The sequence below is a fragment of the Rhizobium sp. 22-785-1 genome (assembly GCF_053521965.1).
In genome coordinates, this window is record NZ_JBNWDI010000001.1 from 546366 (window position 1) to 559060 (window position 12695).

A 12695-nucleotide genomic window follows, 5' to 3' on the forward strand; every position below is an offset into this window, starting at 1 on the left:
TTTCCACGGGTACCACCGGCGCGCCGGTGGACGGTGGAGCCCTGTGTCGAGCATTGGCGCGATAGGTCGCGCGATCTTTACACCAGAGCCCTGCCGAAGCAGCAGGGCAAGAGGATGCACCTGCTCTTCCAACCAAAAGGAAACAGCATGTCGCCGTCCCAGGAACCATCTCCCGCCGATTTTTCACTCGACGACGTCACCATCCGCGGCATACGCCCTGACGATGCCGAAGCGTTGGCACAGGTGCTGAACATGCCGGGCGTGCGCCACGGCACGCTGCGCCAGCCCTTCCAGAGCGTCGCTCACACCCGCCAATATATCGAATCGCTGACGCACGCTGATATCGTTATCGTCGCAGAATGGAATGGAATGCTACTCGGAAACGCTGGCCTGCACGCCCAACGTGGCCGTCGAAGACACGCGGCATCGCTCGGGCTCGGCATCCATGATGACTTCACGGGCAAGGGGCTCGGAACGCTCTTCATCAAGACTTTGCTGGACGCTGCCGACAACTGGCATGACTTGAAACGGATCGAGCTCAACGTCTTCACCGACAACGCGCCCGCTATCCGGCTGTATGAAAAGTTCGGCTTCGAGAAAGAAGGCACGATGCGCCAATACGCCTTCCGAGCCGGCGCATATGCCGATTGTTACTTGATGGCGCGGCTGAGGTAGTTCAATTGGAGCAATCTCCAGCATCGGCTGGAGATTGCGACTTACAATATCTTACCTTGAGAACTTGCACTCCTCTGTGATCGCGTATCGCAAATCTGAGAGTTGACCGAAAAGTCGCCGACGCGCCTGGCCCCATAGAAAAAAAAGGTATGAATGTTGATATTAAAACCCATTATGATCCTCAGATCATTGTTGTTACACAAGCTCTCTGAAATACGATTTTCCCAGCCTTCCTCAGGAACCTGATTGGCGATATAACGAATACTCAATGTTTTATCATAATATTCGGCACGAACTCTCAAATTCAATCCATTGATTTCCTTTACTCCATCAATGGATCTGGCGACCTGCTTCATATTACTATCCAGCTTCGACGCCCACTGATCGCAAGAGGCTGCGTCAAGGCTCAGCTCAGCCAATACCGTTCCGTCATTGGAAAGATACTTTTGATTGATCGTCGCGCCAGCATCTATCAAGATTCCCGATTTTCCCTCGCATAAATCATTGATCAGGGAATCGCGCCATATTTCCGAGAACCGATAATCCTTATCCGCGACTTCAAAAGTATAATTGACTGTCAACTCATCAACATCCACATGTTTGCTCGTGAAGACAGCACTATAATCCTTTGAGTTGGACAACTCCTGCGTGATGAGCGTAGCATAAGAAGCCATGTTGCCGTTACGAAGCTCATAATAGACAATCTTCTTCTGCAATTCGGGATCGATATCCGTCTGGGATATTTCAGCCTGCTTTTCGGCTAGCAACCGCACCACATGACCTGACAGCATCAGCATTACGGCGACGCTGACGACTGCGATCTTCCCGGCCCTTCTGAAGAAGCCCGTTTTGTCAGCGTTTTCCTGCGAGGGCGCGAACAGCATGACCAAGTTGAGGATGGGGATAAGTCCATATGCCCACTTGTCGGAGGAGCCATAAGCGTCCCTGCTTCGCGCTGCGGAAAAAATCCCCATTAAAATGCCGATCGGAACCAATACCCCATAAAGCGCGAGCGTCAGTTGCGTCAGATATCCGTCCTTGATTGCGTCAAATACTGCGACAAAGGAGGCAGATCGTATCCCCAAAACGAGCACAGCGATGCCGACGATGAAGGCGTAAAGCGGGCGCCTGAGCTTGAAGTCGAATTTGAAGACCGTTGCGCTTAAAGCAGCAGACCCGAACAGAATCGCCCAGGAAAAAAGCACGTCCTGCAGTTCATTCAAGGTCAGAAGTCTATAAGAAAATATGTCCATTTGCGCCCCTAGAACGCCGTGCGTCTTATGAAACGCACAAAGGACGCCCTATCTTCTTTAATCCACGCATCGGCCCGATGCTGTAGCCCCTGAGATCTGTGACACATACAGATGGGTTGCACAATTTGGAATTGATGCTTAACTCAGCAAACGAAATTTAAGGGTGTAGAGCAAAAGCATCAAGAGTGTCTGTTCGGCATACCTTCTTCATCAGCCCTTGCCATCTTGGAGATGATCTTTCATCACCCCGCGAATAATCCCGCGCGACCATTCGCTCAGCCTCTCGTCTCGTCCGCACTCCGCTCGCCTTAGTAGGCTGCTAAACAGTGATTGTAGCGGGACATGCGAAACGACCCTGCAGTCACCCCGCGATCAAAGCCAGCCATTCATCCTCATCCATGGTCTGCACACCAAGCTCGCGTGCCTTATCCAACTTCGATCCTGCACCGGGACCTGCCACGACGATATCGGTCTTCTTCGACACCGATCCCGCCACCTTGGCGCCGAGGCTTTCGGCCCGCGCCTTGGCCTCATCGCGGGTGAATTTCTCCAGCGACCCGGTAAAGACTACCGTCTTGCCAGCCACCGGGCTTCCCTCCGTCGTGGGTTTCTCCGCCTCCTTCGGGCGCAGTTCCTTTATCAGCCGGTCGATGACATCGAGATTGCGCGGCTCCTTGTAGAACTCCACAATGGCGCGTGCCACGACCTCGCCGATACCATCGATCGTGTTGAGCTCGCTCCATGCATCACCGGAGATATCCGCAGCATCCTTCATTGATTCTTCGAAATGTGCGTAAGTACCGTAATTTCGGGCCAAAAGCTTTGCGGTGGTTTCCCCGACATGGCGAATGCCCAAGGCAAAGATCAGCCGGTGCAGATTGATCTCGCGCCTGGCATCAATGGCATCGAAAAGCTTCTTCACGCTGACCTTGCCGAAGCCATCGATATTCTCAAGCTTGGTCAGTGCGCTTTTGTCCTGCCGCTCCTTCAGCGTAAAGATATCCGCAGCAGTCTTGATCGACAGCGCCGGATCGTCACTCTCGAAGAAAAACTCGATCTGCTTGGTGCCAAGCCCCTCGATATCGAAGGCATTTCGCGAGACAAAATGCTTCAGATGCTCCACTGCCTGCGCCCGGCAGACGAAACCGCCCGTGCAACGCGTCACCGAATCGAGCTTGCCAGTCTTTTCATTGCGCTCACGCACCGCGTGGCTGCCACAAACCGGGCACTTCTTCGGAAACTCATAGGGCTTCAGACCGTCGGGGCGACGTTCCAGCACGATATCGAGGACCTGCGGAATGACATCGCCTGCCCGCTGAACGATGACGGTGTCGCCAATGCGGATATCGTGATCCTGTGGGCGGATGCGCTCACCGTTATTGCCGATGCCATCGATGTAATCAGCATTGTGCAATGTCGCATTCGTCACCACCACGCCGCCGACGGTGATCGGCGTCAGCCGCGCCACTGGCGTCAGCGCACCTGTGCGTCCCACCTGAATGTCGATCGCCTCCACCGTTGTGAAAGCCTGCTCAGCGGGAAACTTATGCGCTGTCGCCCAGCGAGGGCTCCGGGAGCGAAACCCGAGGCGCTCTTGCAGATCGAGCTCATCGACCTTGTAGACCACGCCATCGATGTCATAATCGAGATCCGGTCTGGCAATGCCGATTTCATGATAATGCTCAAGCAGTTGCGCGGCAGAGGTGAATCTCCTCATCAAGGGGTTGACGGGAAAGCCCCACTTGCGAAACGTCTCAACGATGCCGTGCTGTGTGTCGGCAATACGGGTCGGCTGGCCACCATTCGAAACCTCACCCAACGCATAAGCGAAAAATCTCAGCTTGCGCCGGGCCGTCACAGTCGGATCGAGCTGGCGTAGCGAACCGGACGCGGTGTTGCGCGGATTGACATAGGTCTGCTTACCCTCGGCCTCCATCTGCGCGTTCAGAGCCAGGAAGTCGCTTTTGGCCATGTAGACCTCACCGCGCACCTCTACGACGTCCGGCGCCCCAGCGGGCAACTCGTTAGGAACTTCTTTGATCGTCCTGATATTGGCAGTAACGTTTTCGCCCGTCGTTCCGTCACCGCGAGTGGCCGCCGTCGTCAGTCTTCCACGTTCATAGCGAATGGACATGGAAAGTCCGTCGATTTTAGGCTCGGCCGTGAAGGCGATGGAATCATCCGGCAGACGGCCGAGGAAACGGTAAACCGAAGCCACGAAATCCGTAACATCTTCCTCGGAAAAGGTATTGTCGAGCGAAAGCATCGGGCGCGCGTGAACGATGGGCGCAAAGGTTGGCAGGGGCGTAAAGCCCACCTTCTTCGACGGACTATCGGCCCGCACCAATGCAGGAAATGCCGCCTCGATCGCGTCATTGCGCCGTTTCAGCGCGTCATATTCTGCGTCTGAAATCTCCGGCTGATCCTTGCCGTGATAGAGCGCATCGTGCCGCGCCAGTTCTGCTGCGAGAAAAGCGAGCTCTGAAGACGCTTCAAGCTCGGTCAGGTTTTCGACAGGTGTCTGGTCGTTCGACATGGCGGCCTCATTGGGGAAATCTGCCAGTGCTTTTAGAGCATGTCGTGCGAAAGTGTGAAGCGGTTTTGCGATAACGCCATGCCACAACGAATATCTGAATAGACGCGAATCTGAAAGATCGCGCTTGTTCGGCTATCGAGGCGGACAAACCGGCCCCTTTTCATCGGCCCGGAATCGGCTACTCTGAACATCCGGATGATAAATCTGTTCCGGAGCTGACCAATGGACATGACGACTGTTCTTGCCTTCGCCGCTGCGTTCTTCGTCTTTGCAGCCAGTCCCGGCCCCGACAACATGACGATCGTCGCCCGAACCATCACCCATGGCGCGCTATCAGGGATTGCTTACGGGATAGGCACCGTCGCTGGTATCCTGATCTTTCTCACACTCGCCGCCTTCGGCCTGTCGCTGATCGCGCAGAAGATGGGCGTCGTCATGACTGTTCTGCGCTATGGTGGCGCGGCCTATCTGATCTGGATGGGCGTGAAGATGTGGACGACACCGGCCGTCGTGCCGGAGCTTCAGCCAGCGGGTGGAAGACAAGGGCTTCTTTCCATCCTCCTCACCGGCTTCGTACTCAATCTAGGCAATCCAAAAATGCCGCTGTTCTATGTGGCCCTCCTGCCCAATATCGTCGGCACGTCGCTGAACGTGGATCATTTGGCAGTACTTGCCGCCGTCATCCTGGGCGTGGAGGTCTTGGTGATCGGCGGACACGTGATGCTTGCGGTCCGGGCACGGAAGCTTCTACGATCCGAACGCATCGTGAAGCGTGTCAATCGCGTTGCAGGCAGCGTCATGATCGGCTCAGGCGTGGCTGTCGCCGCCAGCCGCTGACAAGGAGTGAAGCGACCATGGTCGTCAAAAGGATTGTCGCCAATATTGCCGCGCCGGATGTCAAAACCGCACAGGCGTTTTATCGCGATATCCTCGGCCTCGACCTCATAATGGACCACGGGTGGATCGCGACCTTCGCAGCACCGGCAATAGAAGCCAGGCCGCAGATCAGCATCGCAACTCAAGGCGGATCAGGCACGCCTGTCCCGGATCTCTCGATTGAAGTGGACAACCTTCAGGAGGTACTTCTACGGGCAACAGCCGCAGGCCTGGCGCTAGAATATGGTCCTGCCGATGAGCCTTGGGGGGTAACGCGTTTCTACGTAAGAGATCCCTTTGGGCGATTGATCAATATTTTGTCTCACCAAGAGGAGAGCTGAGCGTCCGATCGTACGCTTTCGAACACAGTTTATATCGCGCCTTCCACACGAATAGTTAACATCACCCAGCTAGGTTTCCGCAACAACCATGGAGAAAAGCTGGACATGTCGACAAATTGTGAAGGTTGCCGCGAGGGCAAGGGGGTCGATTTGCCATTTTCGATGGCATTCCAGCCGATATTTGATGTCAACACCGGTTCGGTGTTTGCCAATGAGGCGCTGGTGCGTGGTCCGAATGGCGAGGGCGCTGGAACGATCCTGTCTCAGATCGATGACAGCATCCGATATAGGTTCGATCAGCAATGTCGCATCAAGGCAATTGAGCTGGCAGCGCGTCTTTTCGACCCGACGGAAACCACCAAGCTCTCCATCAACTTCATGCCGAACGCCGTCTACGAGCCGCGCGCCTGCATACGCCTGACGCTCGCAACCGCTATGAAGACCGGCTTCCCGCTGAACCGTATCATTTTCGAGTTCACGGAAACGGAGAAGCTGGACTCTGTGCATGTGCTGAATATCTTGCGCACATACCGGGACATCGGGTTCATGACGGCGATCGATGATTTCGGTGCGGGCTATTCCGGGCTCGGTCTTCTCACCCATTTCCAGCCCGATATCGTCAAGCTCGACATGGACATGATCCGCGGGATCGACCGCGATCCGGTCAGACGCGTCATTGTTCGCAATACATTGAATATGCTGGCCGATCTGAATATCACACCTCTCTGTGAGGGTGTGGAAACCGCCGGTGAACTTTCGGTACTTCGCGATCTCGGCGTTGTTCTGGTGCAGGGATACCTTCTGGCGAAACCCGCCTTCGAGTCGGTTGTCGTGCCAAGCACGGTCCAAGAATTGCTTGCGCCTGCCGCCTGACGGCAAAGTTCAGCCGGCTCGGCAGAACCACCCGAGCCTTTCCAGCAAGCTCGATATTCTTATTAAGGGAAACGCTTCAATCCTGCGCGGCCAGAAGCCGCGCAGCCGCTGCCCTGGCTTCGTCCGTCACTGAAGCGCCGGCGAGCATGCGGGCAATCTCTTCGGTGCGATGTTCGGGCTGCATGGTGGCCACGCGCGTGGCAATGCGCTCGGTCCCATCGCCTGCCGGTCCCTTGGCGATCAACAGATGCGTGGAAGCGCGTGCTGCCACCTGCGGCGCATGGGTGACGGATAGAACCTGCACAGTCTTCGACAAGCGTTTCAAACGCTGACCGATGGCGTCCGCCACTGCGCCCCCTACTCCCGTATCGATTTCGTCGAACACCAGCGTCGGCGCAGATCCACGATCGGCAAGGGCAACTTTGAGCGCCAACAGGAAGCGTGAGAGCTCGCCGCCCGAAGCGACCTTCATGATCGGACCGGGTCGCGTGCCGGGGTTGGTCTGGACATGAAATTCCACAACGTCGATGCCGTCAGCCGTCGCCGAGGAGGAATCGCTCGTCACCTCTACGCTGAAGCGCGCCCGCTCCAGCTTTAGTGCCGGCAGTTCGGCCATGACGGCTTCGGAGAGCGCCGCCGCAGCATGACGCCTTTTCTGCGACAGCGATAATGCCGCCCGGTCGAAATCGGCCTTGACGACGCCAAGCTGCGCCTCGAGTTTCGCAAGCTTTTCTTCGCCCGCATCGAGATCGGCAAGATCCGTCACCATACGCTCGGCAAGGGCTGGAAGATCGGTCACGGGAACGGAATATTTGCGAGCCGCCGCACGAAGCGCAAACAAACGCTCTTCAACCCGCTCCAGCTCGCGTGGGTCGAATTCGGTCCGGCGAAGAGCTGCCTCCACCTCCATCTGCGCATTGGACAGATTGTCGAGCGCGGCGTCCAGCAGCTGCACCGTGTCTTCCAGCAGACCGGGCGCTTCATGGCTCTTGCGCTCAAGTCGCCGCATCATCGAGGCGATGATCGGCACGGGAGATGCGTTGCCGTTCAGGAACTCGCTCGCTTCGGCAATATCACCGGCAATACGTTCGGACTTCTGCATCACGGCCCGACGCTCGGCCAGTTCGTCCTCCTCACCATCGCGAGGAGACAGGGCTTCCAGCTCATCAACCGAGGACCGTAAATAATCGGCCTCACGCGCGGCCGCCTCGACCTTGGCGCGATGCACCTTCAAGCCGCGCTCGGCATCTTTCCACGTACGGTACAGACCCTGCACCGAAACGACCTCGTCGCCAAGACCGGCGAAAGCATCAAGAAGCGCACGATGCGCGTTGGTATCGACCAGCGCCCGATCATCATGCTGACCGTGAATTTCAACGAGATGTTGTCCGAGCTGGCGCATCATCTGCACCGAAACGGCCTGATCGTTGACATAGGCCTTGGTCCGCCCGTCGGCCGACTGCACACGCCGAAAGATCAAATCGCCGTCGTCGTCCAGACCGTTCTCACGCAACAGCAGCCGAGCGGGGTGATCCAATCCGACTTCGAACGTGGCCGTAACCTGACCTTTTTCCTCGCCGTGACGCACAAGGCCACCATCGCCGCGGCCGCCAAGAGCAAGCGACAAGCTGTCGAGAAGAATGGATTTACCAGCGCCGGTTTCACCGGTCAGCACGGAGAGACCGGCCTCGAACCCAAGGTCGAGCCGTTCGATCAGAACGATGTCGCGGATCGAAAGCTGGACCAGCATGGATGACGCCTTTGCCTTAGGCTCCGATCAGCTTCTTGCCGGCGCGAGAGATCCAGGATTCGCGATTTTCACGCGGCTCCAGCCCCTGCCCCTTCAAGAGCTTGTAGGAATCGGCATACCACTGGCTGTCAGGGTAGTTATTGCCGAGCACGGCAGCAGCCGTCTGGGCTTCATCCACCAGTCCCATGGCGTAGTAAGCTTCGGTAAGACGCGCCAGCGCCTCTTCGATCTGGTTGGTGTTCTGGTACTGCTCCACGACGATGCGGAAGCGCGACACCGCGGCCAAATATTCTTTGCGCTCGAGGTAATAACGACCAACCTGCATTTCGCGACCGGCAAGCTGGTCACGCGCAAAGCGGATCTTTGCCTGCGCATCGGCTACATATTCGGAATCCGGATAATCGTTGACCACCTTGCTCATCGCTTCGATGGTGCGCTGGGCGGCGCGTTGGTCCTGCGTCACGTCGGCAATCTGCTTGGAGTAAGCAAGGCCGATCATGTACTGAACGTAGGCGGCGTCTTTGGCGCGCGGATACTGCTTGAGGAAGCGCTGACCAGAGGTGATCGCTGCTTCGTTCTTGTTCTGGCGGGTGGCAATAAAGGTGTTCATCACCAAAGCCTTCTGGCCCCACTCGGTGAAAGGATACTGCTTATCGATCGCTGTGAACTTGCGGCCCGCTTCGGTCATGTTGCCCTTGTTCATATTGGCAAGGGCCTGGCGGTAGAGCACATCCGGCGGATCATTCTCAACGCCGAGTTTGGTGATGTCGATATCGGGATCGGACTGGCAGGCAGTGACCAGCGTTCCGGCGCCAAGCAGCATCAGCGACACGAGTCCGACCCGCATCGTTCCATTCATAGCACCAGAACCTACACGCTTCATTCGACAGTTCCCACTTCCCGCGTCAACACAGAGCTTTGGCTTCTTGCAGGCGTTTCTAGCCGTAAAAGCACCAGCAGGGCAACGCAATGATGACGCATTAACGCATTTTTATGGCAGGCAACCGCGCATGACGCGATAATCCCGATCTCCACCCGTGCAACTCCTATTAGAGGGTTTCCTTTTTAAATGGAAGCGTTCTACTCGAGCACATTTTCGCCGTCGCACAGGTGATCGATGGTGGACGTATTCGACATACGGTAGAGCCAATCACGCGTCGCGACCGAAAAACACCGGCACTACTAATCCCCTTGAACGAAGCACTTTTCTGATTGCTTGAAGTCCGCTTTGCAAGCTCTTCCGGTGGCGTAACCTGCAACGCTAACGGCACACTGTAATAAAGTGTCGGCAGCAAATAAAAAAGGCTGCCTGGAGGAGCAGCCCTTAGTAAAGGTCGAATGTATCGCAGAGTTTACGCGGACCAGGGGGCAAATTCCGGCTGGTTGATGGCGACAAACTCACGTGCGCGAACGACCGGATGACGCGCGGCAGGCGCCTCGACGATCTCATACGCGGTCGGATCGCTGAGCAGTGCCTTCAGCGCATTGGCGTTGACCTTGTGGCCACCACGATAGGAGCGATAGCAACCGATGAACTGCGCACCTGCAAGTGCCAGATCGCCAACGGCATCAAGCGTCTTGTGACGGACGAATTCGTCCTTCGCGTAACGCAGGCCTTCCATATTGATGACCGAGTGGTCGTCAGAGATCACGACCGAATTTTCGAGCGACGAGCCAAGCGCGTAGCCGGCAGCCCACAGGCGCTCCACATCACGCATGAAGCCGAAGGTACGGGCGCGGGACAACTGGTTCTTGAATGTATCAGCCGTCAGGTCACCCTTCCAGGTCTGGCGACCGATAAGCGGCGTATCGAAATCGATTTCGACTTCGAAACGCGTGCCGTCATAGGGACGGAATTCCGCCCAGGAAGCGCCCGCATCAATACGAACAGGCTTGATCACGCGGATGTAGCGACGCTTCACACCGAGATTCTTGATACCAACCGACTCGATCGCTTCGATGAAAGGTGCGGAGCTACCATCCATGATCGGCACTTCCGGACCGTCGACTTCAACGATCAGGTTGTCGATGCCCATGGCATAGATGCCAGCCATGACATGCTCGACGGTCGCAACCGACTGTGCCGGCGAACGGCCGATGACGGTGCAAAGATCGGTATTGCCGACATTGGCAGAAACGGCCTTCACGTCGACCACGGTGCCGTTCTCCAGCGTGCGGCTGAAGACGATGCCCGTTCCGGCTTCCGCCGGCTGAAACGTCATAGAAGCCGGATTGCCCGAGTGAACGCCGATGCCCTTGAGCTGAACAGGGTTGGCGATAGTTGTCTGGAAACCGAGCAATCCGATGGTCATGCGTATTAAGCCTTTTCATGTGAACCAGCCGGCGATACCGGCTCGGTTCGAAGTCGAAAGAGGGGAAGTATTGCCTTCACGAAGACGTCATTTCCCAAACCCATGCTCTTACATACGCACAGTGCAGCGCCATAACAAATCACTGTTGATTTCGCATTGTTACAGACGCAAGCATTTGAAACAATTGATCTAAATTCGCCTTTACGAAACGGATGAAACACGAATACCCGGGCCTTTCGAACCCGGGTATTCGCTAAACGTAGAATCGCCTGATCGGTTCACCGACCGGCAATCCGATCAGTTCGACTGACGGCGTAGGAAGGCCGGAATTTCGAGCTGATCGTCATCGTGATGGCTGGACGAAGCCGGCATCTGGCGACCGTGATCATCCAGATTGCCCCGACGCGGTGCGTACATGCTGGCTTCCTGAGACAGCGGACGGCGTTGCTGCGGAGCAAGGCTCGGAGCATCCATCATGTCGGAAGGAACAGTATCTTCTTCATCGCGGCGACCGAGCGAATTCGTGATTCGCTTCAAGAGACCCATCGGGCCACGCTCTTCAGGCGCTGCGTGAGCAACCTGTGCGCGGTGATCGATTTCAGCCTTCACGACCGGAGGAAAATCCTCGACCTTTGGCATGCGAACCGGCTCCGGCTGGCGTGCGACAGGAGCAGGTTCATGATAAACCTGAGCCTGCGGCTGTGCCATGCGCGGAGCCGGCGCTGCGACCTGCTCCGGAGCGTGGTATACAGGTGCCGGAGCAGCCTGAACCGGTGCTGCGGGGCGAGCAACGACCGGCGCTTCGGCCGGAGCAGATGCGAACAGCTTGCTCTGTGGGCGGAACTCGGCCTCTGCCTGTGCCTGTGCCTGGCGCAGCTGCTGTTCGGCAGCGGCCAAAGCAAGTTCGCGCTCCATATCGATTTCCGCAGCGCGGATGGTCTGAGCAATCGGATCTACGGTCTTTGGTGCCTGCGATACTGGGGCAGGCTGAACTGCGGCCGGTGCGGATGCAACGGCCGCGGAGGGACGGATAATGGGCTTTGCTGCGGCAGCTGCGGCTGCACGCATTTCAGCAATGTTCTGCTCCATCTGGCCCGGTACACGGTCGATGCCGGTGGCAACAACGGAAACGCGGATGAGGCCTTCGAGCGCTTCGTCAAAGGTCGCGCCGAGGATGATGTTGGCATCCGGATCGACTTCTTCGCGGATACGCGTTGCAGCTTCGTCGACTTCGAAGAGGGTCAGGTCGCGACCACCGGTGATGGAGATCAGGAGGCCCTGTGCGCCCTTCATCGAGGTTTCGTCGAGCAGCGGGTTGGCAATCGCCGCTTCCGCAGCCTGCATTGCGCGGCCTTCGCCGGAAGCCTCACCCGTACCCATCATTGCGCGGCCCATTTCGCGCATGACCGAGCGAACGTCGGCGAAGTCGAGGTTGATGAGACCTTCCTTCACCATCAGGTCGGTGATGCAAGCAACGCCCGAATAGAGAACCTGGTCAGCCATTGCGAAGGCATCTGCAAAGGTCGTCTTGTCATTGGCAATGCGGAAAAGGTTCTGGTTCGGAATGACGATCAGCGTATCGACCGACTTCTGCAGCTCTTCGATACCCTGTTCGGCCAGACGCATGCGGCGTCCACCTTCAAAATGGAACGGCTTGGTGACGACGCCGACCGTCAGGATGCCCTTGTTGCGGGCTGCCTGTGCAACGACCGGAGCTGCACCCGTGCCGGTGCCGCCGCCCATGCCGGCGGTGACGAAGCACATGTGAGTGCCGTTCAGGTGATCGATGATTTCATCGATGCACTCTTCGGCAGCAGCGCGGCCAACTTCCGGCTGCGAACCGGCGCCGAGGCCTTCGGTGACGTTCACGCCGAGCTGGATAACCCGGTCGGCCTTCGTCATCGTGAGCGCCTGTGCGTCCGTGTTGGCGACGACGAAATCGACGCCCTGCAGACCCGCCGTGATCATGTTGTTGACAGCGTTACCGCCACCGCCGCCAACACCGAAAACGGTGATGCGTGGCTTCAGCTCGGTGATATCCGGCTTTTGCAGCTGTATCGTCATTTTACCATTCCTTCT

10 protein-coding genes are annotated in these 12695 nt (G+C 57.2%); 4 read left to right on the forward strand and 6 right to left on the reverse strand.

The genetic code is table 11. From position 1 onward, the window contains the following. Positions 1–147: 147 nt before the first annotated feature. Positions 148–675: a GNAT family N-acetyltransferase gene (locus ACQZ5M_RS02620; RefSeq protein WP_449079002.1), complete on the forward strand. Its 528-nt coding sequence runs from the start codon at positions 148–150 to the stop codon at positions 673–675. 41 nt (positions 676–716) lie between these two features. Here ACQZ5M_RS02620 and ACQZ5M_RS02625 read toward each other — a convergent pair whose 3' ends face one another. Both ACQZ5M_RS02625 and ligA read right to left on the reverse strand, forming a co-directional pair. Continuing rightward, positions 717–1898 carry a hypothetical protein gene (locus ACQZ5M_RS02625; RefSeq protein ID WP_449079003.1) on the reverse strand — a complete coding sequence of 394 codons (1182 nt, stop codon included), beginning with the start codon at positions 1896–1898 and terminating at the stop codon, positions 717–719. Between the two features lie 391 nt (positions 1899–2289). After that, on the reverse strand, positions 2290–4464 hold the full coding sequence (gene ligA, locus ACQZ5M_RS02630) for an NAD-dependent DNA ligase LigA (protein WP_449079004.1): 2175 nt from the start codon (positions 4462–4464) through the stop codon (positions 2290–2292). A 222-nt stretch (positions 4465–4686) separates the two neighbouring features. Between ligA and ACQZ5M_RS02635 the strand changes: the two genes are divergently transcribed. The 3 genes from ACQZ5M_RS02635 (at position 4687) to ACQZ5M_RS02645 (ending at position 6554) form a co-directional block, all read left to right on the forward strand. Then, entirely contained in the window at positions 4687–5301 is a 615-nt protein-coding gene (locus ACQZ5M_RS02635; RefSeq protein ID WP_449079005.1) for a LysE family translocator, read from the forward strand. A 17-nt stretch (positions 5302–5318) separates the two neighbouring features. Next, positions 5319–5681, forward strand: a complete 363-nt coding sequence (locus ACQZ5M_RS02640) for a VOC family protein (protein ID WP_449079006.1) — start codon at positions 5319–5321, stop codon at positions 5679–5681. Between the two features lie 105 nt (positions 5682–5786). Continuing rightward, positions 5787–6554 (forward strand): EAL domain-containing protein, encoded by a 768-nt coding sequence (locus ACQZ5M_RS02645; protein WP_449079007.1) that lies wholly within the window; start codon positions 5787–5789, stop codon positions 6552–6554. Between the two features lie 76 nt (positions 6555–6630). Here ACQZ5M_RS02645 and recN read toward each other — a convergent pair whose 3' ends face one another. From recN to ftsZ, 4 genes are all read right to left on the reverse strand, one after another. Beyond that, the gene (recN, locus tag ACQZ5M_RS02650; RefSeq protein ID WP_449079008.1) at positions 6631–8304 is read right to left on the reverse strand and encodes a DNA repair protein RecN; all 1674 of its coding nucleotides are present in this window, start codon (positions 8302–8304) and stop codon (positions 6631–6633) included. A 16-nt stretch (positions 8305–8320) separates the two neighbouring features. Next, positions 8321–9187, reverse strand: coding sequence for an outer membrane protein assembly factor BamD (locus tag ACQZ5M_RS02655; protein WP_296014940.1), 867 nt, complete (start codon positions 9185–9187; stop codon positions 8321–8323). Between the two features lie 469 nt (positions 9188–9656). Next, complete coding sequence (lpxC, locus tag ACQZ5M_RS02660) at positions 9657–10616, reverse strand: UDP-3-O-acyl-N-acetylglucosamine deacetylase (RefSeq protein WP_449079009.1); 960 nt, start codon at positions 10614–10616, stop codon at positions 9657–9659. Between the two features lie 297 nt (positions 10617–10913). Further along, a complete protein-coding gene (ftsZ, locus tag ACQZ5M_RS02665) occupies positions 10914–12680 on the reverse strand; it encodes a cell division protein FtsZ (RefSeq protein ID WP_449079010.1) in 1767 nt (588 codons plus the stop codon). Positions 12681–12695 lie beyond the last annotated feature (15 nt).